This is a genomic window from Bacillus sp. 166amftsu, from assembly GCF_900107445.1.
Taxonomy (GTDB): domain Bacteria; phylum Bacillota; class Bacilli; order Bacillales; family Bacillaceae_G; genus Bacillus_A; species Bacillus_A arachidis.
This window is the reverse complement of the sequence record NZ_FNQA01000001.1, coordinates 1,105,142-1,132,029: the sequence shown is the minus strand read 5'-3', so window position 1 is coordinate 1,132,029 and position 26,888 is coordinate 1,105,142. Positions and strand designations below refer to the sequence as shown.

At 36.4% G+C, this 26,888-nt stretch carries 31 protein-coding genes, 1 pseudogene and 1 riboswitch; of the genes and pseudogenes, 20 read left to right on the top strand and 12 right to left on the bottom strand.

Features of this window, described 5'->3' with window-relative positions; translation table 11 throughout:
- Nucleotides 1-130 precede the first annotated feature (130 nt).
- Complete coding sequence (pckA, locus tag BLV40_RS06210; protein ID WP_026593802.1) at nucleotides 131-1,717, bottom strand: phosphoenolpyruvate carboxykinase (ATP); 1,587 nt, start codon at nucleotides 1,715-1,717, stop codon at nucleotides 131-133.
- A 229-nt stretch (nucleotides 1,718-1,946) separates the two neighbouring features.
- Nucleotides 1,947-2,068, top strand: a riboswitch (SAM riboswitch).
- 168 nt (nucleotides 2,069-2,236) lie between these two features.
- On the opposite strand from pckA, the gene metK reads away from it, so the two are divergent.
- Entirely contained in the window at nucleotides 2,237-3,436 is a 1,200-nt protein-coding gene (gene metK, locus BLV40_RS06200) for a methionine adenosyltransferase (protein ID WP_026593801.1), read from the top strand.
- Between the two features lie 41 nt (nucleotides 3,437-3,477).
- Here metK and BLV40_RS06195 read toward each other — a convergent pair whose 3' ends face one another.
- The 3 genes from BLV40_RS06195 to BLV40_RS06185 are packed head-to-tail and all read right to left on the bottom strand — an operon-like array spanning nucleotide 3,478 to nucleotide 4,394.
- A complete protein-coding gene (locus tag BLV40_RS06195) occupies nucleotides 3,478-4,002 on the bottom strand; it encodes a GNAT family N-acetyltransferase (RefSeq protein WP_090688098.1) in 525 nt (174 codons plus the stop codon).
- A 14-nt stretch (nucleotides 4,003-4,016) separates the two neighbouring features.
- A complete protein-coding gene (locus tag BLV40_RS06190) occupies nucleotides 4,017-4,208 on the bottom strand; it encodes a hypothetical protein (protein WP_090688097.1) in 192 nt (63 codons plus the stop codon).
- A gap of 6 nt (nucleotides 4,209-4,214) precedes the next feature.
- A complete protein-coding gene (locus BLV40_RS06185; RefSeq protein WP_026593798.1) occupies nucleotides 4,215-4,394 on the bottom strand; it encodes a hypothetical protein in 180 nt (59 codons plus the stop codon).
- A 288-nt stretch (nucleotides 4,395-4,682) separates the two neighbouring features.
- Here BLV40_RS06185 and BLV40_RS06180 point away from each other — a divergent pair, with 288 nt between their 5' ends.
- Complete coding sequence (locus BLV40_RS06180; protein WP_090688094.1) at nucleotides 4,683-5,192, top strand: MogA/MoaB family molybdenum cofactor biosynthesis protein; 510 nt, start codon at nucleotides 4,683-4,685, stop codon at nucleotides 5,190-5,192.
- Nucleotides 5,189-5,797 carry a molybdenum cofactor guanylyltransferase gene (locus tag BLV40_RS06175; RefSeq protein ID WP_090688092.1) on the top strand — a complete coding sequence of 203 codons (609 nt, stop codon included), beginning with the start codon at nucleotides 5,189-5,191 and terminating at the stop codon, nucleotides 5,795-5,797. Before BLV40_RS06180 ends, BLV40_RS06175 begins: the two co-directional genes overlap by 4 nt.
- A 47-nt stretch (nucleotides 5,798-5,844) precedes the next feature.
- On the opposite strand, the gene BLV40_RS06170 is transcribed toward BLV40_RS06175, so the two are convergent.
- The 3 genes from BLV40_RS06170 to BLV40_RS06160 all read right to left on the bottom strand — a co-directional run bounded on the left by BLV40_RS06170 (nucleotide 5,845) and on the right by BLV40_RS06160 (nucleotide 8,204).
- The gene (locus BLV40_RS06170) at nucleotides 5,845-6,990 is read right to left on the bottom strand and encodes a glycosyltransferase family 4 protein (RefSeq protein WP_090688090.1); all 1,146 of its coding nucleotides are present in this window, start codon (nucleotides 6,988-6,990) and stop codon (nucleotides 5,845-5,847) included.
- 12 nt (nucleotides 6,991-7,002) lie between these two features.
- Nucleotides 7,003-7,545, bottom strand: coding sequence for a phosphatase PAP2 family protein (locus BLV40_RS06165; RefSeq protein ID WP_090688087.1), 543 nt, complete (start codon nucleotides 7,543-7,545; stop codon nucleotides 7,003-7,005).
- Between the two features lie 146 nt (nucleotides 7,546-7,691).
- Entirely contained in the window at nucleotides 7,692-8,204 is a 513-nt protein-coding gene (locus BLV40_RS06160) for a gamma carbonic anhydrase (RefSeq protein ID WP_090688084.1), read from the bottom strand.
- A gap of 74 nt (nucleotides 8,205-8,278) precedes the next feature.
- On the opposite strand from BLV40_RS06160, the gene BLV40_RS06155 reads away from it, so the two are divergent.
- The 4 genes from BLV40_RS06155 to BLV40_RS06140 all read left to right on the top strand — a co-directional run bounded on the left by BLV40_RS06155 (nucleotide 8,279) and on the right by BLV40_RS06140 (nucleotide 11,683).
- The gene (locus BLV40_RS06155; RefSeq protein WP_090688083.1) at nucleotides 8,279-9,082 is read left to right on the top strand and encodes an alpha/beta hydrolase; all 804 of its coding nucleotides are present in this window, start codon (nucleotides 8,279-8,281) and stop codon (nucleotides 9,080-9,082) included.
- Between the two features lie 36 nt (nucleotides 9,083-9,118).
- Nucleotides 9,119-10,180, top strand: a complete 1,062-nt coding sequence (locus tag BLV40_RS06150) for a tetraprenyl-beta-curcumene synthase family protein (RefSeq protein WP_026593791.1) — start codon at nucleotides 9,119-9,121, stop codon at nucleotides 10,178-10,180.
- Between the two features lie 107 nt (nucleotides 10,181-10,287).
- The gene (locus BLV40_RS06145) at nucleotides 10,288-11,235 is read left to right on the top strand and encodes a helix-turn-helix transcriptional regulator (protein ID WP_348519725.1); all 948 of its coding nucleotides are present in this window, start codon (nucleotides 10,288-10,290) and stop codon (nucleotides 11,233-11,235) included.
- Nucleotides 11,236-11,296: 61 nt separating this feature from the next.
- Nucleotides 11,297-11,683 (top strand): GyrI-like domain-containing protein, encoded by a 387-nt coding sequence (locus BLV40_RS06140; RefSeq protein ID WP_090688076.1) that lies wholly within the window; start codon nucleotides 11,297-11,299, stop codon nucleotides 11,681-11,683.
- Nucleotides 11,684-11,906: 223 nt separating this feature from the next.
- On the opposite strand, the gene BLV40_RS06135 is transcribed toward BLV40_RS06140, so the two are convergent.
- The 5 genes from BLV40_RS06135 to BLV40_RS06115 form a co-directional block, all read right to left on the bottom strand.
- Nucleotides 11,907-12,590, bottom strand: a complete 684-nt coding sequence (locus BLV40_RS06135; RefSeq protein WP_026593788.1) for an aspartate/glutamate racemase family protein — start codon at nucleotides 12,588-12,590, stop codon at nucleotides 11,907-11,909.
- Nucleotides 12,591-12,643: 53 nt separating this feature from the next.
- Nucleotides 12,644-13,336 carry an ABC transporter permease gene (locus BLV40_RS06130; protein WP_090688074.1) on the bottom strand — a complete coding sequence of 231 codons (693 nt, stop codon included), beginning with the start codon at nucleotides 13,334-13,336 and terminating at the stop codon, nucleotides 12,644-12,646.
- Entirely contained in the window at nucleotides 13,305-14,192 is an 888-nt protein-coding gene (locus BLV40_RS06125; protein ID WP_090688071.1) for an ABC transporter ATP-binding protein, read from the bottom strand. The genes BLV40_RS06130 and BLV40_RS06125 overlap by 32 nt, the downstream gene beginning before the upstream one ends.
- 95 nt (nucleotides 14,193-14,287) lie before the next feature.
- Nucleotides 14,288-14,860: a tRNA 5-(aminomethyl)-2-thiouridylate-methyltransferase MnmM gene (locus BLV40_RS06120; protein ID WP_026593785.1), complete on the bottom strand. Its 573-nt coding sequence runs from the start codon at nucleotides 14,858-14,860 to the stop codon at nucleotides 14,288-14,290.
- Entirely contained in the window at nucleotides 14,857-15,816 is a 960-nt protein-coding gene (locus BLV40_RS06115) for a tRNA modification radical SAM protein MnmL/YtqA (RefSeq protein ID WP_026593784.1), read from the bottom strand. The genes BLV40_RS06120 and BLV40_RS06115 overlap by 4 nt, the downstream gene beginning before the upstream one ends.
- 112 nt (nucleotides 15,817-15,928) lie before the next feature.
- Here BLV40_RS06115 and BLV40_RS06110 point away from each other — a divergent pair, with 112 nt between their 5' ends.
- The 13 genes and pseudogenes from BLV40_RS06110 to BLV40_RS06050 all read left to right on the top strand — a co-directional run bounded on the left by BLV40_RS06110 (nucleotide 15,929) and on the right by BLV40_RS06050 (nucleotide 26,548).
- Nucleotides 15,929-16,192: a YtzC family protein gene (locus tag BLV40_RS06110; RefSeq protein ID WP_026593783.1), complete on the top strand. Its 264-nt coding sequence runs from the start codon at nucleotides 15,929-15,931 to the stop codon at nucleotides 16,190-16,192.
- A 16-nt stretch (nucleotides 16,193-16,208) separates the two neighbouring features.
- Complete coding sequence (locus BLV40_RS06105; protein WP_003208774.1) at nucleotides 16,209-16,358, top strand: hypothetical protein; 150 nt, start codon at nucleotides 16,209-16,211, stop codon at nucleotides 16,356-16,358.
- Between the two features lie 96 nt (nucleotides 16,359-16,454).
- Nucleotides 16,455-16,817, top strand: a pseudogene (locus BLV40_RS06100) (VOC family protein).
- A gap of 201 nt (nucleotides 16,818-17,018) precedes the next feature.
- Entirely contained in the window at nucleotides 17,019-17,780 is a 762-nt protein-coding gene (locus BLV40_RS06095; RefSeq protein WP_026593780.1) for an ABC transporter ATP-binding protein, read from the top strand.
- Between the two features lie 16 nt (nucleotides 17,781-17,796).
- Nucleotides 17,797-19,647 carry an FtsX-like permease family protein gene (locus BLV40_RS06090; RefSeq protein ID WP_090688068.1) on the top strand — a complete coding sequence of 617 codons (1,851 nt, stop codon included), beginning with the start codon at nucleotides 17,797-17,799 and terminating at the stop codon, nucleotides 19,645-19,647.
- Between the two features lie 287 nt (nucleotides 19,648-19,934).
- Nucleotides 19,935-20,123: a hypothetical protein gene (locus BLV40_RS06085; RefSeq protein WP_026593778.1), complete on the top strand. Its 189-nt coding sequence runs from the start codon at nucleotides 19,935-19,937 to the stop codon at nucleotides 20,121-20,123.
- 127 nt (nucleotides 20,124-20,250) lie between these two features.
- A complete protein-coding gene (locus BLV40_RS06080; protein ID WP_090688065.1) occupies nucleotides 20,251-20,817 on the top strand; it encodes a tyrosine-type recombinase/integrase in 567 nt (188 codons plus the stop codon).
- A gap of 43 nt (nucleotides 20,818-20,860) precedes the next feature.
- Complete coding sequence (locus BLV40_RS06075; RefSeq protein WP_026593776.1) at nucleotides 20,861-21,355, top strand: cation:proton antiporter regulatory subunit; 495 nt, start codon at nucleotides 20,861-20,863, stop codon at nucleotides 21,353-21,355.
- A gap of 6 nt (nucleotides 21,356-21,361) precedes the next feature.
- A complete protein-coding gene (locus BLV40_RS06070) occupies nucleotides 21,362-22,579 on the top strand; it encodes a cation:proton antiporter (RefSeq protein ID WP_090688062.1) in 1,218 nt (405 codons plus the stop codon).
- A gap of 369 nt (nucleotides 22,580-22,948) precedes the next feature.
- Nucleotides 22,949-23,494, top strand: a complete 546-nt coding sequence (locus BLV40_RS06065; protein WP_090688059.1) for an RNA polymerase sigma factor SigX — start codon at nucleotides 22,949-22,951, stop codon at nucleotides 23,492-23,494.
- Between the two features lie 3 nt (nucleotides 23,495-23,497).
- Nucleotides 23,498-24,673, top strand: coding sequence for an anti-sigma factor family protein (locus BLV40_RS06060; protein WP_090688056.1), 1,176 nt, complete (start codon nucleotides 23,498-23,500; stop codon nucleotides 24,671-24,673).
- A 65-nt stretch (nucleotides 24,674-24,738) separates the two neighbouring features.
- Nucleotides 24,739-25,704, top strand: coding sequence for an ABC transporter ATP-binding protein (locus BLV40_RS06055; protein ID WP_090688055.1), 966 nt, complete (start codon nucleotides 24,739-24,741; stop codon nucleotides 25,702-25,704).
- On the top strand, nucleotides 25,676-26,548 hold the full coding sequence (locus BLV40_RS06050) for an ABC transporter permease subunit (RefSeq protein ID WP_090688052.1): 873 nt from the start codon (nucleotides 25,676-25,678) through the stop codon (nucleotides 26,546-26,548). The genes BLV40_RS06055 and BLV40_RS06050 overlap by 29 nt, the downstream gene beginning before the upstream one ends.
- Nucleotides 26,549-26,888 lie beyond the last annotated feature (340 nt).

The following is a 26,888-nucleotide window of genomic DNA, read 5'->3' as shown; positions in this document are numbered from 1 at the left end:
GCTTCTTTTTTATTGTAAGTATGTGTAACCTATAAAGTCGCATGGGTTTTGTCGGTGAGTACGCGAACTTTTTAGGCTACACTATACTTATTCATATGAGTAAAGGGGTATTCAAACAGTAAAGGTTAAATTAAGCGATTGGACCGCCTAATTTGATAATGCTTTCGGAAACGTTCTCGAACTTTTTGAAGTTTTCTTTGAACTTATCTGCAAGCTCGATTGCTTTTGCTTTGTAAGCTGCTTTATCAGCCCATGTTTGTTCAGGCATTAATACTTCATCAGGTACACCTGGTACATGAAGTGGCACTTCAAGACCGAAGATGTCATGTTTCGCTGTTTCAGCGTTATCAAGCTCGCCGTTTAATGCTGATTGTACCATTGCACGAGTGTAACCTAAGTTCATACGTTTTCCAACGCCGTATTCGCCACCAGTCCAGCCAGTGTTTACTAAGAATACTTTCGCATCATGTTTCTCGATCTTTTCACCAAGCATTTCAGCATAGCGAGATGCATCAAGTGGCAAGAATGGAGAACCGAAGCAAGTTGAGAACGTTGCTTGCGGAGATGTTACACCGCGCTCAGTTCCAGCTAGTTTACTAGTGTAACCGCTTAAGAAATGGTACATAGCTTGCTCTTTATTTAACTTACTGATTGGAGGCAATACTCCAGATGCATCAGCAGTTAAGAAAATAATTGTATTTGGATGTCCTGCAACACTTGGTACTACGATATTATCAATCGCATCAATTGGGTATGCAGCACGTGTATTTTCTGTTAATGTAGTATCATTATAATCTGCAATACGTGTTTGATTATCAATTACAACGTTCTCAAGCACTGATCCAAATGTAATTGCATCAAAAATTTGTGGCTCTTTTTCATGAGAAAGGTTAATACATTTTGCGTAGCAACCGCCTTCAATATTGAATACGCCGTTATCAGACCAACCGTGCTCATCATCACCAATTAATTTACGGTGTGGGTCAGCAGATAATGTTGTTTTACCTGTTCCAGATAAACCGAAGAATAGAGCAACATCACCTTCTTCACCTACGTTTGCAGAACAATGCATAGATAAAATATCTTGTTCCGGAAGTAAGAAGTTCATAATAGAGAAGATTGATTTTTTCATCTCTCCAGCGTATTCAGTACCACCGATTAATACGATGCGTTTTTCAAACGAAACCATAATGAATGCTTCAGAGTTTGTGCCGTCAATCTCTGGATCTGCTTTAAAGCTTGGTGCAGAAACAATTGTGAACTCAGCTTCATGATTTGCTAATTCGTCTTCAGTTGGACGAATAAATAATTGATGTACGAATAAATTGTGCCATGCATATTCATTAACAACTTGTAATGGAAGGCGATAGTTACGATCAGCGCCAGCGAATCCTTTAAATACGAATAATTCTTCTTTTTCTTTTAAGTATTCTAATACTTTTGTATATAATTTATTAAAATGTTCTTCAGAAATCGGTTGATTTACAGATCCCCAAGCGATCTTATCTGCAACCGATGCTTCTTTCACAATAAATTTATCTTTAGGAGAACGTCCTGTATATTTTCCTGTAGAAGCAGATACAGCGCCAGTAGAAGTCAATTTCCCTTCATTTCTCATTAGAACTTTTTCTACTAATTGTGGAACGCTTAGTTGAACCTGTGCATTGCTTCCGTTCAGTAATTCGTGTAATCCAATTTGGACATTCACAGTACTCATATTTATATACCATCCTTTTCATTTTAATGAAATTTTTCTCGTAATCCCCAACAAGAGTATAACACAATCATATAAATAATGTATACTATTTATTTATTTTTGTTTGTGTGAATGTATTATTTTCCTATTTATATTTCGTTCGACAAATAATCCGAAAAACTTGTGGGAATATGTGAATATTAATTGACAAATGAATATCATTTCTTTAGTATAGGTTGGGACGGATACTCTCTTATCCCGAGCTGGCGGAGGGACAGGCCCGATGAAGCCCGGCAACCTCACTTGTAACGGTAAATACAAGTGAATAGGTGCTAAAACCTGTGCGAGGCGAACGGTCTCGAACGATAAGAGCGAAGGGCAAAAAGCAGTATGCAAGTAGCAAATTAAACCTTTCCTCTATGTTAAGTGGGAAAGGTTTTTCTTTTACTTGTTTGGGAGAATATATGAATGTCGCAGTTTGTGGCAAATTAAGGATGAGTTCCGTACAATATATACAATTACTGTAGGGAGGTTTACCACATGACAAAACAACGTCATCTGTTCACATCTGAGTCTGTAACTGAAGGACATCCAGATAAAATTTGTGACCAAATTTCTGATTCAATTTTAGACGCGATCTTAGCAAAAGACGCAAACGCACGTGTAGCTTGTGAAACAACAGTAACAACTGGTTTAGTATTGGTAGCGGGGGAGATTACAACTTCTACTTATGTAGATATTCCAAAAATCGTTCGTGAAACAATTCAAGGTATCGGTTACACTCGTGCAAAGTATGGATTCGATGCAGAAACTTGTGCAGTTTTAACATCTATTGATGAGCAGTCTGCTGACATCGCTATGGGTGTTGACCAAGCGTTAGAAGCGCGTGAAGGTCAAATGACTGACGCTGAGATTGAGGCAATTGGTGCAGGGGACCAAGGTTTAATGTTTGGTTTTGCATGTAATGAAACAAAAGAATTAATGCCACTTCCAATCTCGCTTGCTCACAAATTAGCTCGTCGTTTAACGGAAGTTCGTAAAGATGAAACATTAGAATATTTACGTCCAGACGGTAAAACGCAAGTTACAGTTGAGTATGATGAAAATGGTAAACCAGTACGCATCGATACAATTGTAATTTCTACACAGCATCACCCGGAAGCTACATGGGAACAAATCGATCGCGACTTAAAAGAGCACGTAATCAAAGCTGTAGTACCAGCAGAATTAATGGATGAAGAAACGAAATTCTTCATTAACCCAACTGGTCGTTTCGTAATCGGTGGACCACAAGGGGATGCTGGTTTAACAGGACGTAAAATTATCGTTGATACTTACGGTGGATACGCTCGTCATGGCGGCGGTGCATTCTCTGGTAAAGATGCAACAAAAGTTGACCGTTCTGCAGCATACGCAGCTCGTTATGTTGCGAAAAACATCGTTGCAGCTGGTCTTGCTGAAAAAGCAGAAGTACAACTTGCATACGCAATTGGTGTAGCACAACCAGTATCAATTTCAGTTGATACATTTGGCACTGGTAAAGTATCTGAAGAAGTACTAGTAGAACTAGTTCGTAACAACTTCGATCTTCGCCCAGCTGGTATCATCAAAATGCTAGACTTACGTCGCCCAATTTACAAACAAACAGCAGCTTACGGCCACTTCGGACGTACTGATGTAGATCTTTCATGGGAACGTACAGACAAAGCAGCAACTTTAAAAGAGCAAGCTAGTCTATAATATAAGAATGAAAAGCTTTGCGCGGAGCGCAAGGCTTTTTTTTATTTGTAATTAGACTGTAGCAAGGCAAACGTTTCAATATCATGCCATTTACCATTTCGGAATACAGCCTCCTTACACGTACCTTCATGCTGAAAACCGAGCTTTTTATAAAGGTGAATCGCTCTGTCATTAAATGAAAAAACACGTAAGGATATACGGTGTAAGTTTAATTCTAAAAAGGCGTAATCCAATAATAAAGTTAATGCTTCTTTTCCGTATCCCTGCCCCCAATAATCTTTCCTTCCGATATCGATAATACATTCTGCATTTCGATTATGTGTATCGATGTTAATTAAAGATGTGATGCCAATGGGGAGGCTACTCTTTTTTTGTTCAATGATATAATTTTTAGAAGTAGGGGAGTGAATGATTTGCCTGCAAAATTGCTCTACTTCCTGAAATGAATACGTATCAAGATTGAGACTGGTAGCGCTCATAACTTCTATATCATTTCGCCAATGGTAATAGGTTGGAATATCACTTTCTGAAAACTTTCGTAAACGAATCCGATTTGTTTCGAACAAGTGAAAAACCTCCTTTACTTTACTGTATTATTTTGGCTCTTACATACTCCAGCACACGAACTGCAATATACTTCTCCATCAAGTTCAATATATTTTTTCATATTCGTCATTCCGCTTGGAGGAAAAGGCATATGAACCCAAGCTTTTTCATATGTTTGAATTTCTTTGTCGCATGATCTGCAAAGTGTAGGTTTTTTGCGAAACAATGGTCATCAACCTTTCTTTTGACGTGCTTTTCCGGCGCAAAATGCACTGCATAGTAAAAAGAGTGTCGCAAATCCCCATCCGCCGATTGCTGAGTATGGGACAGCGTCCTTTAATGCCATTCCAGCACTGATGGAAGCGATAAATAGAAGGATAAATACCGTTGTGAGTTTCTTATAAAGTTCCATGAACGAGCCTCCTAATTATGAAAAATTATTTAGTATTTATCAGATCGTTTCGCACGAATTTAAATGCAATGAAATAAATAGCGAGTAAGAGGGGAATCGCTGTACTTGTTAAGTATGTGCGGTTAGAATCATAGGACCTCTTTTTTATGGTTATATATACCAATATTGTATCATAATGTTTTAGCCGTTCACTAGATAATTATGTAAATGTGATGTACTGCACATTTGAGAGAACTTCTATCAGGTATGATAAAATTATGAGTAGTTCATAAGAAGGAGCGAATAAAAATGAGCGTAATAGAACATAAAAAGCAAGCGCCTAAAAAAGTACGCTGTAAAATTATCACAGTTTCTGATACACGCACAGAAGAAACAGATAAGAGTGGTAAGCTATTAAAAGAATTATTAATGGAAGCAGGACATATGGTAACTGCTTATGAAATTGTAAAAGATGATAAAGAAAGTATTAGACAGGCTGTATTAAGTGGATATCATCAAGAAGATGTTGATGTGGTGTTAACAAATGGAGGAACAGGCATTACAAAGCGTGATGTTACGATTGAGGCAGTTTCGGCATTATTAGATAAAGAAATTGTTGGATTTGGTGAATTGTTTCGGATGATTAGTTATTTAGAAGATATCGGAAGCGCTGCAATGTTAAGTAGAGCAATTGGCGGAACAATCGGAAGAAAAGTTGTCTTTTCAATGCCAGGTTCTAGCGGGGCTGTTCGCCTTGCGATGAACAAATTGATTTTGCCAGAGCTTGGGCACATTACATTTGAGCTACATCGACAATGAAAAAACTCGCCGGAATTGTATTAGCAGGTGGTAGGTCGAGACGTTTTGGGGAGCCGAAAGCGTTGGCGATTTGGCAAGGACATACTTTTATTGAACACATCGTTCAGGTGATACAGACTACTGTGCAAGATGTAGTTGTAATTAGTCATCCTGATATAAAAGAGAAAATTGTTACTTTAGTAGATGTTCCTGTTATAGAAGATATTCCTTCCTATAAAGGAGATGGACCGCTTGCAGGGATTGTATCGGGAATGGAGCATATTGAAGCAGAATGGTATATCATTTTGCCTTGTGATACGCCGAACCTTTCAAATGAGTGGATTACCGCATTAGTAAAACAAATCAGTGAAGGCTATGAGGCAATTGTTCCAGTGATTGATGGCAGAAAACAGCCGTTATTAGCGGCATATCATCAGAGTATGAAAGAGAAAATTTATACGCTATTAGAGGAAGAAAAGCGAAGTATGGGACAACTTTTATCACAGTGTAACGTAAAGTATGTGATGGAAGAAGAATGGAACGCGGTTAAGGAATTGTTTGTGAATGTAAATACGAAAGAGGAATATGTCTGGGTACTCAAGGAGAACAAGACCAAAAAGGTATGACGTTATAGAAGTCATACCTTTTTCCTTTATGAATGGAACTTTCCTATTTAAGCAAGTAGTTCGGCATTATTTTGCTGAAGCACCTCTTCATATTGCATGTATAAGCTGTGAAAAATTTCATTCCAACTTTGTGTGGTGGCATAGGATCGAGCCGCTATACTCATTTGTTTACGCGCTTCTTCGCTATTTAACAATTGATAAATGGATGATAAAAATGAGTTCGTATTTTTGGGCTCGCAAAGAAAACCTGTTTTTCCATCTGCAATAATATTTTTTACTCCGCCAGAATTTGCACCAATCACTGGTGTACCACATGCGAGAGATTCAAGCACGACATTACCAAATGTTTCTGTAGCTGATGGAAATATCATAAGGTCAGAGCAGGCATAAGCTTCTGCTAGGTTTTCTCTTTCCAAATATCCAGTAAAGGTTACGTTATTGGTTGGTGTAGTTTCACGTAAATCTTTAGCAAGAGGACCATTTCCAGCAATAAGCCAATGAATCGCATCTTTTCGTTCTTTTATTGTTGTATGAATAAGCCTACGAAGGGTATCAATATCTTTTTCAGGGGCAATGCGTCCGACGTATGAAAGAATGTATGAAGCAGTAATATTATATTTTTTTCGGAATACGTCTTTATTGTAAGCAGGATGGAAGAGAGAACAATCTACTCCTCGTCCCCATATATATAAATTTCGAAATTTCTTTTGAGTTAATTGCTGCAATGTTTCAGAAGAAGGGACAAAGTTTTTTTGCATATGACTGTGGAACCATTTCAAATAATTCCATAACATATTGGAGAAAAATTCAATTTTATAATATTGTAAATAAGCGTCAAAGTCAGTGTGATAAGAACCGACAAGAGGAATACCTAGTTTTTTCGCATAATACATGCCGCAAAGCCCCATGTTAAAAGGAGTAGCAACATGAATGATATCAGGATTAAATGCAAGAAGTTCCCGTCTAATACGCGGGGTTGGAAATGCAAAGCGGCATTCTGGATATAGTATTTTCAGCGGGATGCTTCTCATCTTATTCACATTGGCGACAAAATTATCTTCTGCTGTATGTTGTGGTGCGAATACAGAATAGGCAATATTTTGTTTTTGAAAATAACGAGTTAAACGATCTAAAGTTTTTGCTACACCATTTACTTGCGGTGTGAATGTATCAGTAAATATGGCGACTCTCATCTAATCTCCCCTTTACATAACAAGTGGAATGAATTGATAAAAAGAGATAATGCCAGAACATGTGCCAAGGCACATACCTACAAATACATCAGATGGATAATGAAGTCCAAGATAGATGCGGGAGATTCCCACAATCATTGCTACTGGAAGTAAAAAAAACATTAAGGTTGGATCATAACAAATAAAGGGAACAGCTACTGAAAAAATAGCTGTTGTATGACCGGATGGAAATGAATGATCTTGTAGTGGATGCAATGGGTATTTTGCATCTTGAATCGTTAAGTAAGGTCGTTTACGTGGGTACCATCTTTTTAATATTTGCACAGGAATATGGCTCATTGTTAATGAAAGAGCTGCTGCAATTGCGGCAGTGTGCAGAAGTCCTTTTGAAAAGATAAGAAGGCATAACGTGAGCGAGATAGAAAAGGTTGCACCACCGATATGTGTAATCGTGCGGAAAAAGATATTTAATGTTTTTTGATCAAAGTAACGGTTAATTCCTTTGAAAATGTAACATTCTATTTTGTATAAGGAGTTGACGGATTTAGCTTTCATGAAACCTCTCTCCCCTCATTTATATATGTATTGAGATGATATCTTTTATTTTAATAAGAATTTATTGAGGGAATAATAAGATTTTGTAAAGAGAACGTTAGAGTTTTAATGAAAAAAAGCTGCCACCTTAATGGCAGCAAGCAGAACTATTTTTGAAGTGACTTATAATATTGCCCTTTTTCAACATACTGTTTGCGAATGCGATCCATATCTTTTCGATCTTCATCTGTTAGTTCGCGAATAACCTTTGCAGGACGACCGAAAGCTAGTGTATGAGGAGGGATCTTCTTTCCTTGTGAAACTAAGCTACCGGCACCGATGAATGCACCTTCGCCAATTTCAGCACCATCTAAAATAATTGATCCCATCCCGATTAAAGCATCTTTTTTTAAAGTGCAGCTATGTAAAATCACTTGATGTCCAACTGTAACATCGTCTTCTAAAATAAGGGGATACTGTGGACTTTGATGAAGCGTACATTGATCTTGTACATTTACTCTATTTCCAATGATTGTTGGCGAAACATCACCGCGAATAACAGTATTAAACCAAATGCTTGATTCTTCGCCGATTGTAACATCACCTGTAATCGTAACGTAGTCAGCGATAAAAGCACTACTCGCAATTTTCGGATTTTTATCTTTATAAGGATATATCATGTAAAGCCTTCCTTTCCTAGAAACTAGTTTTAGTGTATCAAATTACAGAAAAGAGTGAAATGGAGGAGTTTCGTATGTGGAATTATGAAGCAGAAACAGCCAAAGCGGTAATCGTGATTGTGCACGGGGCGATGGAATATCACGGACGTTATGAGGCACTAGCAGAAATGTGGACTCATTTTGGGTATCATGTTGTTATGGGAGATCTTCCGGCTCATGGAACAACTTCAAGAAATAGAGGACATATCGACTCATTTGATGAATACATAGAGGAAGTAAAATTATGGGTGAAAGAAGCAAGGAAATATCGGCTTCCTATTTTTTTATTTGGTCATAGTATGGGTGGACTTATTGTCATTCGTATGATGGAAGAAACGAAGAGAGAAGACATAGATGGAATTATATTAAGCTCGCCATGTCTAGGTGTTTTAGCTGCACCTTCTGCTCCGCTTCGAGCTGCTTCAAAGTTGTTAAATATTCTCACACCGAAACTCCAATTCCCCACAAATCTTACAGTAGAAATGTCAACTAGGAATAAAGAAATTCGCGATGCGATGGAGAATGATTCGTTGTTCTTGCGCAAGGTGTCAGTTCGTTGGTATAGTGAATTGATAAAATCAATTGAGATTGCTCATGAAAAAATTGATGAGTTTCCAGATGTTCCGCTCTTGCTAATGCAGGCGTGTGAGGATAAACTTGTAGATAAAACACGTGTCCGTAAATGGTTTGATAACTTAAAGGTTAATGATAAGACGTATAAAGAATGGTCAAATTGTTACCATGAGCTATTAAATGAATATGAGCGAGATGAAATTTTAAGCTATATCAAAGCATTTACTGAAATACATGTAAATAACATAATAGAAACAAATAAATAATGATTTGGACATTTAATAGAGGAGATGAAGGAAGAAGTGAACGTACCGAGTAATCCCATAACGCTCATGGCGAAAGTATACCGTGATGTGTTTCCGGTTGTACACCATGAGCTAGCGATGTGGAAAGAGCGTGCCTACCATATTCCGAATGATGAGCTTCATAATCAGGCTATTGCAAGTATTGAACATAAAACGTTTCATTGTGAAGGTGGTGGTATTTTAGCACTGCTTGCAAATGAACACCGTGAGGACTGTATTCGTTTTATTGTAGCGTATCAGACAATTAGTGATTACTTAGATAACTTATGTGATCGTAGTACATCGCTTGATCCAAATGATTTTGCTGCACTTCATGAATCAATGCTGGCTGCATTAACACCAGAGAGTGAAGGAAGTAATTACTATCGTTATCGTGATGATCAAGATGATGGTGGTTATTTAGATGAGCTTGTTGCAACATGCCAAGATGTTTTGCTAAAAACAAAACACTATGACAGGATAGCGCCAATCCTTCACGAGCTTGCTTGTTACTATTGTGATTTACAAATTCATAAGCATGTGAAACTAGAAGAGAGAGAACCGCGCTTGCGAACATGGTTTGAAGCTCATAAGGAAAATGTACCACCGATGAGCTGGTTTGAATTTTCCGCATGTGCAGGATCTACTCTTGGAATCTTTTGTCTTGTTGCGTATGCGTTTCATGATGAATTACTTGATGAGGATATTGCAAAGATTAAGCAAGGTTATTTCCCTTATGTACAAGGTCTTCATATTTTACTTGATTATTTCATCGATCAAGAAGAAGATCGTATCGGTGGAGACTTAAATTTCTGTAGTTATTATGAAAATGAACAAGTGATATTAGAGCGAATGAAGCATTTTGTGGAAGAAGCGGAAAGAAATATCGGTGACTTACCACATGCGAAGTTTCATCGTCTTATTAGTCGCGGTCTTCTTGGAATGTATTTATCTGACCAAAAGGTATCAGAGCAAAAGAATATGCAGCAAATGGCAAGGCGCATTGTGAAATACGGGGGGTTCACTTCACGATTCTTCTATTGGAACGGGAAGATGTACCGAAAGAAAATGGCACAGTGATGAAAAGACCACTCTTTTTAGGAGTGGTCTTCTTTACTATGTATATTTAAAAGTTGTGATTTACTTAGGAAAAACATATTCTATAAAATGAAAAGTTCGATTCCCTAATCTTTTACATATCCCTCGAGGAGGTCAAGCATGCTATGAAAACAGAGAGGATGTTTTCGATACTTATTTATTTGTTGAAAAAAGATATCGTTCCTGCTGAAGAGTTGGCTAATACATTTGAAGTCAGCAAAAGAACGATTTATCGAGATATAGATGCTTTATCGGCAATTGGTATTCCTATTATTTCTTATTTAGGAAAGAATGGTGGTTTTACGTTAATTGATAACTATCAACTAGATAAATTTACATTTAGTGAAGAGGAAAAGAAATTTTTACTAGAAGGCTTAACCTTAAAAAATGAACTATTTGATAACAATCAATTATCAATGCTACAAAAAAAATTAGAGTTATTGAAAGAAAATAAAGAGGAATATCATTCCAATATCACAATATCATCATCTACATTACATAGAGAAACGATAGAAGAAGAGACAAAACGAAAGGTCAAAAAAATACTGTCTATAATTGATGAGGGAAATAAAATCCATATTTCTTATGTGTCACAAACAGCAAATATATCTAGTCGAATGATTCAGCCTTTAAAACTAAATTTTATGAACGGTAGTTGGTATTTAGAAGCTTTTTGTGAGTCTAGAAAAGCTTTGAGATTATTTAAATTGACTAGAATAAGAAGTATGGAAATTATACATGACAATACTAGAGCGGCCTATACTGAGAAAAATGAATATGTAACGAATAAGGCAGCTAAAGTAGAGAGGATTGTATTATTATTCTCAAAAAGTGAACTTGGAAAATTATACGATTTCTTTACTGATGATGAAATAGAGTTTCTTGAAGATGGAGAGTTAAAAGTAACTTTTCAATATGATAGCAATAAAAATATATTGCCATTTTTCTTGATGTTTGGGAGGCATGTAAAGATACTAGAACCTTTATGGCTTAAAAATAAATATAGAGGTGAAATTGAATATATTTATAAAAGCTGACAGACTGTTGTCATATTATGAATGCTATACTTTCCATATTAACTAGTGGGGGGAATGATCTATGAATACAGCGATTACTGAAAAACATATTTATGGAAAAAGGGTAAGAACAAATAATCAAAATACAGATGCCATACTTAATCTATGGGAAGAATTTCTTCGTTTAGATTTAAAAGGTGATGTATATGGTGTTTATACGAACTATGAAAGTGATTTTACAGGTGATTATGATTTATATATTGGCACGGAAGAGAAACTTGTTGAGGAAAGTAATGTCATCATTCCCGCTGGTAACTACCATGTTGTAGAAGTAGATCATAATGATCCCAAAGGTGTTTTTAACGCTTGGGTGGATATTTGGAACAGTGATATCAAAAGAGCATATAAAACTGATTTTGAATTTTATTCTAAAGATGGAAGTATAAAAATATTTCTGTCGGTTGAATAGTAAATAATTAACCGGTTCCTATACAAGGAACCGGTTGTTTTGCTGCAATATCGGAAAGAATTCGCAAAAAAATCGCATTCGCCTTTTGAAGTCTGTTTCCCAATGATAACCATAAGCGAGGCGGAGTTTATTAATAAAAATCCCTCGGGTATGTTGGAGTTTTTCATAACATTGTATAGCCCATTTCAAAAGGAATATTTTTTGTTTTCATGAAATCTTCCTTCTATCTTTTTTGATAGGATACATATTTGTTTACAACGGCTTTAGCCAGACAAGTAGATGAATCCACAAAACAAAGGTTATGTAGTTCTGTACCCCATATAACATTCAAATCTGTACAAGCGATAATAACGGCATCTACGGATTCACCCAATTCTGTGCAAAGTGTACGCCATAATTCGCTTGCTTCACTTATGTTTCCAGATTTTATTTTCGATATAATTTGAGTGGCATCTCTTTGCCAGTTGTCTTTATGTATGTAGTCCATACCGCGTTTTGAAATTCCATCTTGATATATGCCAGATTGAACAGTCGCATCAGTAGCTAAAAGAGCTACTTTTTTTACGTGATCGGGTATTTCTTTTATTGTTTCATCAACCATATTTAAAATGGGAACTGAAATAGAATTTTGTAATTGATCAAAATACAGATGAGCTGTATTACATGGCATGGCGATAAAATCCACACCTGTACTTTCCAGTTTTTGTGCACCATGTACAATAGCCTGTTTCATATCCTTATGATTAATAGGCCTATCCATATAAAAAGGTGTTGGACAAGAATAAATCATCATATGTGGGAAGTCCATATCGTACTTTGCGCCGTATATCTTTTGGCATTGTTCAACTACTGTATCAACGAATGGCCCTGTTGATTTTGGTCCCATTCCTGCTAGTATTCCAATCATTGTTGTATCTCTCCCTAATTTCATAATCTAAATTTAGAAATTCTTGTTTTCATCTACATGTTCCTTCTTTTTCGTACAAGAGAAAGAAATAATCCTATTAATACAACTGAATATGCAAGTGCCCATGCAGTAAGCCAAAGCACACGGACAGGTAAAGGATGTTCATGTTGACCAAGCATCATAAAATGATTAATAGGAGGGAAGAACCATAATAATTCTGGCATGTCTTTTTTGAGACGAATGGATGCGATTGTAATCAGTAATACAAATGAAAGGCTAAGCCAAGCTGTACTTGCTTTTTGTATGATATTTCGTGTAAATAAAGTTGTGATAGAAGTACCCAGTATAGATAAAGAAAAGTGGACAAGGAAACCAGTTATAAATAATGATACTGTCATTTTTTCGTTAAACATATGAAAGGCAATTGGGTATATAACAGATATAAGGGATAGAACACTACAAATGAGAAGTACTGTTACATATTTACTAAGGTATAAGGCCTGTATGCTTTTGGTATGAGAAAGAGTAATTTGTTCTTGAACAGGGTCTTCCGTATGAAACAGTGTGATGGTGATCCAAGCTGAAAGTAGGTAGAGCATAAGTGCGGTTTCTAAATATGTTGTAACAATCGGATTTGGCGTATAGGCATAGACAAAGAGCAAACTTATGATGTACATCGCGATTGGTGGAACATACTTGTACGACTTTGTATAATCAAGAAAATTGTAGCGAATGAGTGCAATCATAAAGATCCTTCTTTCGGTTTTGGAATTTAGGTTGTAGCAATGTAACGGACGCATTGTTATGTAATAAATAGTGAAGTATGTCATTTGTATAAGCCTTTTCAATTTGTAATTGAATGAGGCTCTGGTTAGATGCGACATGTATGCAGCCAGATTGTTTTTGTAACTTTGTAATAGAAAATGTATACGGTACAGTTGCTTCTATGTAGATATGCTCTTTCGGGATTGCATCAGATGTTAAAAGTCTATCCTCTGCAATCGTACGATTAGCCAGTGTCACAATTCGGTCAGCAAAATTTTCTAATAGCTGTTTCTCATGGCAGGTGAAGAGAACAGTAAGACCTTGTTGTTTTAATGTAAGCAATATTTGCTCGAGTTCTTGTTGTGATTTTAGATCAAGACCTGAAAGTGGCTCATCTAAAATTAAAAGATCTACGTTGCTAAGGAGTGCTTGGATAATACCAGCCTTGTGCTTCATTCCTTTTGAAAAATTCTTTACAATGGAATGATTGACGTGCTCTAAATGAAAAAGCTCTAGTAGGGGTGGGATTTTATTTTGTAAATGCTCTTGAGATAACCCGTGAATACGACCAAGGTGATACAAATAGTCTTCCAGTGTAAAACGAATATCCTCTGGAAAATGTTCAGGTACATATCCGATTTTCATGTCGGGTTGTTTCTTGATTGTTCCAGTTGTAGGAGTAATAAATCCAGTAACTATTTTGAGGAGTGTACTTTTTCCAGTACCATTCCCACCAATAATGGCAGCTGCTTGTCCTTTTGGAATAGATAAGTGAATGTCTTCTAAGATTAGCTGTTTTCCATATCTCTTTGTTAGCCCTTTCAATTCTATCAACAAAATATTTACCTTCCTTCTTTGTAAGATTTACACATCCATTATATGGTAATGTTTGTCGATAGGACAATAAAAAAGCCGTGCAGTGTATGCACGGCTTATCGCTTTTCAATCGCCACGATAAATGGCGGATTATTTTGTTGGTTAATGAATCCGTAACGAAGCACGTGGGCTTGTGTTTGATCCAGTTCTTCAGCGAATTTCAGTACAGCATCACGTTCTATTTGTCCTTCAGGATGTCCGTGATAAATGACAAGAACGATGATTCCTTCTGGTGCCATGATGTCTAATAATTGTTCGATGGCAGCTATCGTTGAATTTGGTTTTGTAACGATATGTTTGTCACCGCCAGGAAGGTAACCTAAGTTAAAAATGGCTCCAGTCACTTTCCCTCTTGCTTCTTCTGGTAATACGGATAACAAAGTGTCGTGGCTGTCATGAATAAGAACAGTTCGTTCTTCTAGGCCTTTTTCTTTTAGACGAGCAGTCGAGTTTTCAATTGCTTCCTGCTGAATATCAAATCCAAATACTCTCCCGCTCTCTCCAATGATTTCCGCTAGAAAGCAAGTATCATGACCGTTTCCAAGTGTTGCATCTACAGCATAATCGCCTTCTTTAACAGCTGTTTGCAAAAGAGTGCGTGCAAACGGCAAGACACGTTCTAATTTCATACTGGTTTCACCTCGTTTGCATATTTCCCTTGCCAGCTTCCGCGGCGTACAAATTCTGCATCTATGGAATTTAATACCTCCCATTTGTTTAAGCTCCACATTGGACCAATCATTAAGTCAGGTGGACCGTCACCTGTGATACGATGCACAATCATATTTGCTGGAATAATCTCAAGTTGATCGACAACGAGACTTACATAATTCTCGAGAGAAAGAAATTCTAATTGTCCTTTTTCATATTGCTTCACCATTGGCGTTCCTTTTAATAAATGGAGCAAATGAATTTTAATTCCTTGCACATCAAGTTTGGCTACTTCACGCGCCGTTTCCATCATCATGTCGTAGTCTTCAAGTGGGAGACCGTTAATAATATGAGAGCATACTCTAATGCCGTGTTTACGAAGCTTGTTTACACCTTCCACATATGACGGATAGTCATGGGCACGGTTAATAAGATTTGCTGTGCGCTCGTGAACAGTTTGTAGTCCAAGTTCGACCCAAAGATATGTCCGTTTATTTAAATCAGCTAAATATTCCACAACATCGTCAGGTAAGCAGTCAGGGCGAGTAGCAATGGAAAGACCAACAACGTCTTTTTCTGCTAAAAGTGGTTCGAATTTTTCTTTTAACACTTCTAATGGAGCGTGTGTGTTTGTGTATGCTTGGAAATAAGCGATACACTTTCCATCCTTCCATTTTGAATGCATTTTTTCTTTCATTTCATGATACTGCGTTATAACATCATCGCGGCGATCACCAGCAAAGTCACCAGAACCGGCAGCGCTGCAAAATGTGCATCCGCCGTATGCAACTGTGCCATCACGGTTTGGACAATCAAATCCAGCGTCTAATGAAACTTTAAAGATTTTTTCGCCGAACTCTTTTCGTAAGTGATAATTCCACGTATGGTAACGTTTATTGTCATTTGTATATGGAAAAGGGTTTTGAGCCTTCATTACATATCCCTCCTAAAACCTAAAATGAAACAAAATCCATTATAACATACTCATAAGGTCAATATGGAAGGGACACACTAAGGGGGAATTAACGGCAAGGAGGAAAAATGTAATGGCAGAGCGTCAATCACTTGAAGAATATATTACGCAAGCAGAGCAAGCGATCGAATATGCAAAAGAACAATTAGATATTGGAAGTAGACAAGAGCATTACAACACAATGGAGTATTCTGATGCGCAGTTAAAATTGGAACAGGCTTATAACGATTTACAAGTAATGCAGCAACACGCAAATGATGAACAGCGTGAACAGTTAAACCGTGCACGTATGGCGGTTCGTCAATTGCAGCATCAAATGATTATTACACCACACTAATAAGGAGTGAATGAAAGTGGCAAAGCGCTCAGATCAAAACAACCCAGAGCAAAAAACACAAAATGGGCATAACGCAGAATTTTCAAATGAACTTGATCCAGTAGTACAAGCAAAACAGCGGAATCGTAAAAAGGGACAACCGCAAAAATCGAAACAATCAGAGTAAGCCAGGTCGCAGTATGACCTGGTTTTATTTTTTGTAATTTTGAGCACCTACATTATAATTAAGTTTCAAGTAAGAATAGTAACGGAGGAATGAATAATGATTGCACATATCGGTACAGTAGCAGTTTACGTAGAGGATTAAGAAAAGGCACTTGAATTTTGGACGGAACAGGCTGGATTTGAAGTATACCGTAATGACCCAATGGGACCAAATGCAAGCTGGATTGAAGTAGGACCAAAAGGAACACGTTCTCACTTAGTTATTTATCCAAAATCAATGATGCCAAATGCAAATGAATTAAAAGCATCGATCGTATTTGTAACAGAAAATATTACAGAAACGTATGAAACAATGAAGAAGAACGGGGTAGAGTTTACGCAAGAGCCGAATGAAATGGCGTGGGGAACGTTCTCTATTTTTAAAGATAATGAAGGAAATGAGTTTGTTTTAAAGGGTTAGTGCTATGAAAAGTTGAGTTTATACAAACTCAACTTTTTTATCATATTTAGCGAGAAGACCCCTACCTCAAGCGCTTAACGGTAGGTGGGGGGAGTTCAATTATATTACAAAAGTGTAAGGTGAATGTAATGTTAAGCAATGGCAGATATCTTCCAAAAGGCGCAAAATAGGAAATGGAAAAACAAGCGTAGGAGGATATATATGAACAAACCAGTTGTAGACGTTAAAAGTGTTCAAAAAGTGTACGGTAAAAAAGGTGAGAGTCAATCACACGCATTAAAAGGTGTATCATTCTCAATTCAAGAAGGTGAATTTGTTGGCATCATGGGGCCATCTGGTTCGGGGAAAACAACGTTACTAAATGTAATTTCAACATTAGATAAAGCAACAGGCGGTGTTGTTGAAATTGCAGGTACGGATATTACAAAGATGAAGCAAGGTGAACTATCTGATTTCCGTTCTCAAAAATTAGGATTTATTTTCCAAGACTTTAATTTATTAGAGAACTTATCAATCTATGAAAACATCGCTTTACCGTTATCACTTCAAGGTGTTCCCTCACGTAAAATTGGACCAAAAGTAGAGAAGGTAGCGGAAATGCTAGGAATTTCAGCAATACTTCAAAAGTACCCGTCTGAAGTATCTGGTGGACAAAAACAACGCTCAGCAGCAGCGCGTGCACTTGTGCATGAACCAGCAATCATTTTAGGAGATGAACCAACAGGAGCACTTGATTCTAAAAACGCAACAAGTCTTCTAGATGCGATGACAAATTTAAACGAAGAACAAGGCGTTTCTATTATGATGGTTACTCACGATCCATATAGTGCAAGTTACTGTCAGCGTATTTTATTCATTCAAGATGGAGAGCTATACAAAGAAATTCATCGCGGTGGTACGCGTGAAGCGTTCTATAAAGAAATTTTAGATGTACTTGCAGACTTAGGTACACAAAAAGCATAAGAAAGGAGGTTCAGGCATGTTATTTAAGCTTTCTATGTCAGGACTAAAAAGTAAGCTGAAAGACTATATCGTCTTACTTGTTGGTCTTGTTATGTCTATTTCAATTTTTTATATGTTTCAAACGTTAGCACTGAATAAGGCGTTTCTTGAATCAAATTCTATTATTAGGTCGATTGGATTTGTATTCCAAGCTGGTTCATTCTTACTAGCAATTATCACGTTTTTCTACATTTTATACGCGAACTCTTTCTTACTATCACTTCGTCAAAAAGAGTTCGGTATGTATATGATGCTAGGAGCAAAAAAGCATAAGATTACACTACTTATGTTTATGGAAACAATCATTATTGGAGTAGCATCTCTAGTAATTGGGATTACAGTAGGAGTAGGTCTTGCACAAGGAATTGGGCAGCTACTTATGAAGCAGCTTGAGTTTACTGCAGGTGGTTATCAAGCATTTTATGTCCCATCAATGACTGTTACTTGCATTTTCTTCTTTGCACTATTTGTGTTATCTGCAATTATGAACAGTATTAAGCTATCACGTATTTCAGTCTTACAACTTGTACATGCAGATGCACAAACAGAGCGTGTTGCGGTGAAAGGAAAATTGACGGGTGTAGTAGCATTTTTAGCAATTGTTTTATTAGGCATTGGTTATGCTTCCATGGTTTATATGGAGAAGTTAAGAGAAATGGGAATTATTATTGCGTTAATTACAACAACAGCAGGCACTTACATGTTATTTGGATCTGCCCTACCATTTATTATTAAAAAGCTAAAGAGCAATAAGAAGCGTAGTGAAAAGGGTCTTAACGCATTTACGTTTGCGCAATTAAACTTCCGTATTAATAGTTTAACAAAGGTACTTGCAACAGTTGCGATGTTAATTGCACTTGGTGCAGGAGCAATTTCTGGCGGTATGGCTTTTAAAAATAATGTTATGAAGACCGTTGATGGTGTTGAAATATATGATTCAGTGGTTCATAACCCAACAGCAAAAGAAAAGAAAATTTTAGATGGTATTCCATTTAAAGAAAAAAGTGAATATCGTTACAAAACAGATGATAAATATGTTTACTACTTAAAAGAAGATTTAGAGAAAAATCGCCCATTGGTACGCGATGGTGTAGGTAAAGAAAGTTTTGATAAATTTAAGAAGGTTTCTGAAGAGCTTCCCGTAGGTGCTATTTCAAGAAATATGAACGAAAAAGATGCGAATACAAAAAAACTTCCAGAAGAATGGGAGGAAACTTTTAGAACGCTTCAGCCATTTTATTTATTCCCTGATCAAGCAATTAAAATTGTCGATCAAAAAATGTACGATGGTATAAAAGGTAAAGAAGGTATTGTATGTATTGGAAAAACAGATGATTTTGTAGCATATACAAAAGAATGGAAAAAACTTGACGAGTTGCAACTAGATAAATATAAAAATATAAAAGCAGATAATTTACAAACTAAATATGTGATGTATACTGGGTTTCACGGTATGGCAAGTGGAACAGTATTTATGGGCTTCTTCCTCGGAATTGCTTTCTTAGCAATGATGGCAAGTTGTTTAATGTTTAAAATTCTTTCTGGTGCATCAAAAGATATTACACGTTATCAAATGCTTCGTAAAATCGGTGTTCGCCGTGAATTATTAACGAAGTCTATCTATAAAGAGTTATTCTTAGTATTCTTATTCCCAGCGATTGTAGGTATCGCTCACGTATTGGTTGGAATGAACATTTTCGGATTTATTTTACTTGATCCGTATTTCCGTATTTGGCTTCCAATTGTTATTTTCGTAGTCATTTACGCAATTTATTACTTCATTACAGTTCAATTGTATAAAGGAATAGTTCTTCCGAAAGCAGACTAAGATTTAGAAAATACCGAGCAGAGGGTGCTCGGTATTTTTTGATTAAAACGTTTAAGGCGACTGTTTTTTATAAGTATTAAGGAGCTAATTTCAAAAAAACTATTAATAAGAAAAAACAGAAAAAAACTTGCAAGGTTACTTAATTATAGTTTAAACTATAATTAAGTAACATGAAGATAAAGAAAGGAGAGATGAACAAGCATTGTTTAGTAAAACATAAATAAGGGATAAAAATTATGAAACAACGTATTACGAAGCCCATCTTTAGAAGATAGGAGGAAACAATTTTGAATACACAAAATGAATCGTTATTTCGTCTAGTTGGTACCATTTTGAAATCAAAAGATGTTATAGTATTTTCTCTTTTATCTCTTGTGTTTTTTGTTATTTCAACCTATTTTTATAACGTTAAATTCCCCAACCATAAATATCCTGAGTTTTTAGGGATATTAAAATCTATTGCCCCAGTTGTGTAGTGCATAAATAACTTTAATGATAACAGGCAACATACATGGAAATCTTCAGATATGATAAGATAAAATGATACAGAATAAGAGAAATGAAAACAGTGAGTATGTATCATATGATGAGGAGAATACATGTATGGAATGTGTAGAAGCATTAAAGGATATTAAGCAAATTCAAGCGATGAAGAAGTATTTAGAGGAACACTCAAAACGTGATTATTTATTATTTGTTTTAGGGATTAATACAGGCCTTAAAATTACTGAATTATTAATTATAAAAGTTGAAGATGTTTTAGATGAAGGTGGAACAATTAAAGATTTTTACTTGCTTCCTGGAAAAGATGAAAAATATAATCAAGATATTTATTTGAATTCAAAAGTAAAAGATGCTCTTTTAGATTATTTTCAATCCTCTCAAGTAGAGAAGGAGCAATATATATTTCAATCCAATAAAACGAAAAATCCGATTACGCGTCAACAAGCGTATCGCATTATTCATCGGGCAGCTGAAGAAATTGGCATTCCTGGAAAGATTGGAACAAACTCTATGCGAAAAACATTTGGTTACCATGCATATAAACGAGGAGTAGCAATTGCACTTCTTCAAAAACACTTTCATCATGCTACTCCATCTGAAACGTTAAAATATCTTGGGATCTCGAAAGAAGAAAAGTTTAAAACAAAAATTGATGTAGATTTATAAAACAAACAGTATTGCAAATTAAACATACCAAGGAGGAAATATAATGAATATTAGAGAAAGTGAGCTTCCGGGTATCGGTTATAAATTTGAAGTAATTACTAAAAATAACGAAAAAATGGTGATTGTTATTCATGATGATGGACGCAGAGAAATGTACCATTTTGATTCTAGTCATGATGAAAGTATTTCAAGTATCTCTCTTCGTGACTCGGAAGCAAGACAAATCGCTGCCATATTAGGGGGGATGGTATATAAACCACAAGCCTTAGAAACAATTGAAATGGTGTTTGAGGGATTAGCAATTGAGTGGTTTAAAGTTGAAAATAGTGCTTCAGCAATCGGTCAAACAATTGGCGATCTCGGAATAAGAAAAAAATACAATGTAACTGTGATTGCAATCATGAAAAAGAATATGAAGAAGTTATTTAATCCAGGACCAGATTCTGTAATTGACGCAGGTGATATGCTAGTTCTATCTGGAGAAAGGCTAGAGATTAAAAGATTTATTAAGGAATTACTTTCAAATGGGGGGGATTGATAGTCGATGAATACTTTGATTTTAGAAGTTGGAACAGCCTTAGTTTTAGTTGCAATTGGTGCAATACTTGCTGGGAGATTTAAATTTTCCATTATTCCCTTCCTTATCATCCTCGGAATGTTAGTGGGGCCTCATGCTCCTGTAATTGGTGTTATCGATTTCAGATTTATAGAAAGTGCAGAAGTTATTTCTTTTCTTGGGAGAATCGGTGTCCTCTTCCTTCTTTTTTACCTGGGTTTAGAGTTTTCCATGAAAAAACTAATTAAATCCGGTCGCTCTATTGTTACTGGTGGAACAATATATATCCTCATTAATTTTACTTTAGGGTTATTATATGGGTATCTTGCTGGTTTTCCTTTATTAGAAATATTAATTATAGCAGGGATTATTACAATTTCTTCTAGTGCTATTGTGGCAAAAGTAATAGTGGATTTAAGAAGAACCGGTAATAATGAAACAGAACTAATCTTAGGGATTATTATGTTTGAAGATATTTTTCTTGCTGTATATCTATCAGTAGTTTCTGGACTGGTTCTCGGAGATCATGCATCATTTTTAGGTGCAATTACTTCTATAGGTATCGCGTTAGGATATATGCTGCTATTCTTTATAGTGGCAAGAAAAGCTACCCCTATTTTAAATAAGTTATTAGATATTAGTTCAAATGAAATATTTATTATCGTAGTATTTGCAGCTTTATTCTTTATAGCTGGTATTTCAGAAACGATTCATGTTGCGGAAGCGATTGGAGCTCTTCTATTAGGACTCGTTTTTTCTGAAACAGAACATAGTGATCGAATTGAACATCTTGTTGTTCCTTTCCGTGATTTCTTTGGAGCTATCTTCTTTTTCAGTTTCGGTTTAAGTATAGATCCGTTTTCACTTGGTGGGGCTGTATGGTTAACACTAGGAGCAGTTCTATTAACAATCTGCGGAAACTTTGTAGCTGGAATGATTGCTGGACGTAAAGCGGGGTTATCCCATAAGGCTTCTGTGAATATTGGATTAACAATTGTATCAAGAGGAGAATTTTCTATTATTTTAGCGAATATCGGAATGGCAGGTGGCTTAATGGCTACAATTAAACCATTTTCAGCTTTATATGTTTTGATATTGGCATCTATAGGACCTTTACTAGCGAAGGAATCCAATAGGATATATGCTGTATTAGATAAAATATTTAAATGGAGTTCTAAAGAGCGGTCAAAATCAGAAATAGGATGAATCTCCTGTGGGAAATTAAAATATAAAGATTAATCATAAATAGTTCTATTGATGTAATTACAAAACAGCATGCAAGTTATAACAGGAAATCATGTGGGATGGAATGTATGTTTTAGAGATCGATTCCAATATAGAAAGGAGCTGCCCCAAAAGACCACTAAAAGCGGTCTTTTGAGGCAGCTCCTTTTATATATATAAGATTTATGCTTCTGAACAAAATTTCTTAGAGAACAAGGAATTAAAATCGGTTTCAATACACGGTTATAATAAGAATGAACCATTACAAGAAAATATTTTTTATTTTTTGTCACAAATAGCAAATTTGTGGTTTCTTTATAGTGAAAGTGGCTAATAAGGAGGAAGAAACGAGTGGAGGTGAAAGCTTCATTGTTAAATATATATGAACAAGATTCAGTTTCTAATATACAGTTTCAAGATGTATTTAAACAATATTATGCTCACGTTGTGAGACAAATTATGCGAATTGTGCGAGAGCAAGCGATTGCTGAAGATTTAGCGCAGGAAGTATTTTTGCAATTATATCATACAGAATGGAAAGAGATTGAAAGTGTATCGGCATGGCTGGCAAAAGCATCTATTTATGCAGCATATAACTATTTGCGATCTGAAAAAAGGCATCAAGCAAGAATTGAAAAAGAAGCAAATTATAAACAATCAATGAGTAGTCCGTCATCGGAAGAGAAATGTATTCAAAAAGAAGAAATTACTCGTGTACAAAGTACATTAAAAGAAATGGATGAGCGTGAACGTACCCTCTTATTAATGAAGTTTTCGGGATTTCAATATAAAGAAATCGCGAAGGCTACTCATATGGAAGTTTCCTCGGTTGGAACATTGCTAGCACGAGCGAAAGCGAAATTTCGGAAGATGTATAGAGGGATGAAGGAGGAGTGACAAATGAAATGCCAAGATATTGGATTTATTCAGGCGTATTTAGATGGAGAATTAAACCGCGATGAAAGAAAGCAATATATTCAACATCTTGACCATTGTAAAGCATGTCAAAAGGCGTTAGAAGAAGTAAGTAAGCTTAATCAATGGGTAGAAGTTGTATTGGATGATGAATTCACAAACGTTAGTGAAGAGATTGATATCGATGTTGAACAAGCTTGGAAAACCTTTGAACAAAATATACAAAATCATAAAACGGAAGAAACAAACAGTGAAGAAAGTAAAAAGAAGGGAAGATGGCATAATATGAAGAAATCATCTAAACGTTGGATTACTGCAGCAGCAGCGGCAGCAGTTGTATGTGTGTCTTTAACAGTTCCAGAAGTACGGGCAGGAGCAAATAACTTGTTATCGATTTTTCGAGTAAAGGATGTGCAGTTCGTTCAACTTACCGATTCGGACTTACGTGAAATTGAAGGATGGATCTCTAATATGGAAGAAGGAGAGAAGTCCATTAAAGGAATTGGTAAAATAGGAATCAAAGATAATGGAAGCAAAAAAGATGCTCATTTTCAGTCGGAACAGCAAGCAAGAGAAGCTGGGTATGCAGTTCCAAAAGTGCCAAATGGGTATCGGGTAACGAATGTGGATGTGAATTCGTCATTTATTATGCAATTTGAGCTCGATACAGAAAAAGCTAATAAATTATTGAAACAACTACAAAGCAATACTGAGTTTGAAAGTGCTTTGAATGGTAAGCAGTTTTCAATCACAGTTCCGGAATCAGTACGTACTCAAATAGAAGTTGAGGGCAATCGAACATCAGGCGCTTTTTCCTATAATGTAATTGATGCACCAAAAATTTCTGTTCCAGAAGGTGTAAATGTTACGAAATTACAAAAAACAGTTTTAGAGCTTCCGATTATTCCAGGGAATGTGAAAACACAACTTGCAGGTATTCAAGATTGGACACATACATTGCCGATTCCCTATGTAGCAAAAGGTGCAAAAGTATCGGAGACAAAGGTTCAAGGAGTAAAGGCCGTCTTATATAGCGCTGAATATGAAAATGTACTTATTTGGGAGAAAGATGGGAAAATGCACATGGTCGAGCAACATAAAGAGCAAGAGAAAGAATTGAATGCAAACGATCTTATTAAACTTGCAAATGAATTAAAATAATGATTGAACAAGAGCGGCTCCGCGAAATGGGGCGGCTCTGTTCCTGTATAGAGCGGGGGTAAAACATGAAACAAGACTGGATTATTCAAACGAAGAACTTAACAAAACAATATAACGGAAAAGGCGGTATCCACAACATTTCATTAGATGTGCCGCGCGGTACTGTATTCGGATTTATAGGTCCTAACGGTGCAGGGAAAAGTACGTTTGTGCGAACGATGCTTGGATTGATCCATGCGGATTCGGGAACAGCGCAAATGTTAGGACAGCCGATTGGGACAATAGAATCAAAACGGCGTATTGGCTATTTACCTGAGCTGTTTCGCTATCCTGATTGGCTGACCGGATGGCAGTTACTTGAAACACATGCAAAACTATGCGATCTTCCTTCTCGTGAGCGGAAAGCAAAAATGAGTGAGGTTATTGAAAAAGTTGGCTTAAAGGGTAGGGAAAAAGAAAAAATTCGCGGTTATTCAAAAGGAATGCAGCAACGTATCGGACTTGCGTGTGCCCTGCTTTCTGATCCGGAATTGATTTTTTTAGATGAGCCAACATCTGCGCTTGATCCAATCGGGCGGAAAGAAGTGCGTCATTTAATGGAAGAGCTTCGGGACCAAGGGAAGACAGTATTTTTAAACAGCCATCTATTAAATGAAATTGAACATGTATGTGATCACGTGGCGATTATTAATAAGGGAGAGTTAATTGTCCAAGGAGATTGGCGCTCGTTGATGATGATTCAAACGGAAATTGAAGTAACACTTGGTGAAAAGAGCGAATTGTTCTTTAAACAACTGCCTTCGTTTGTTAAAAATGTACGGAAGATAGAAGAACAGCAAAATCGTAAGCGTTGGATTATTACGCTACAACAAGAAGATGACATTCCTAGATTGTTAGAAGCATTTGTAGCACTACATATTCCAGTGTATCAGTTAAATCCGGTTCACCCGCATTTGGAAGATGTGTTTATGTACTGGGTAAATAAGAGAGAGGGGACGCAGCATGTGGACAATCGCCAAGTTATCATTTAAAGAAATTCTGTTAAAGCGTATTTTTACTATTACGTTATGTATGACATTTGTCTTTTTAATATTTTATGGGGTGGCCATTCATTATGCCGTTAGTGAAATTCTTCCAGGAGAATCTAGCGGTATTTCGGCAGCTCAAGACTTTATGGGTAAGAGTTTCTTTTCTACACAGCTTCTTGGAGTGGGGTTGTACTTTTCTTCGTTTATTACGGCGTTGTTAGCTATTTTAAGTAGTGTTGGCAGTATTGCCAATGAAATTGAAAGCCATCAAATTGATACGTGGTTAACGAGGCCAATCTCACGCTTTTCCTTTTTAATGGGAAAATGGATCGGCTTATGCTTGTTACTGATTGCGTACGCAGCCTTTCTATTTATAAGTATCGTGCTTATTCATCAAACAATGGGAGGGAGCGCGTTTCATTTAGATTTCACGGCGACGCAGATTATAAAAGCATTGGCTCTCTTCTTGATCCAGCCCGTTATTTTAATTAGCATCGCGATATTACTAAGCACGCGTATGGCAACATTAAATGCTGGCATTGTGTTAATTATTTTGTACGGAACTGGATTTATTGGCGGATTTGTTGAACAAATCGGTACATTGGCACAAAAAACAGCACTTGTAAACATGGGCATAATCGCAAGCCTTTTATTCCCAATTGATACAATGTATCGTAAAATGACAATCTATTTATTTGATTCAGGAGACAATCCTTTATCAATAGCCTCACAAGGAGTGTTCGGGAGTGTTTCAGCGCCGAGTAATATGATGATTGTTTATGTTGTTTTATATGTGCTAGCAGCTATTTTTATAGCGATTCGTACATTTAAATCACGTGATTTATAAGGGGATGAAATTTCAGTGTATTCTCCCAATGCTGTAAAGCGTGAACGAAAACCCACCTCTTTATGTAGATGTGGGTTTTATATATATTTTAATTTTTTCGACATCTTTGTCTAGCTCTGCCTCCTAGGCCCTCATGTCTAAGAACCTTCCACACGAGAAGGTAAAAAACACCTTCTGCGTGAAAGAACCTTAGCCAACAGGCCTAAACAGTCGGCTCCGCTTTTCTTTATAAGTCACTGCCGTGCAGAATACACCATGATCGCTACTTTTAGACCTTGCATGTCGCAGGAAAAGGCCCTGACGGTTTCTATGCGTGACCAGATGCTCTTGCCTGCCTAAA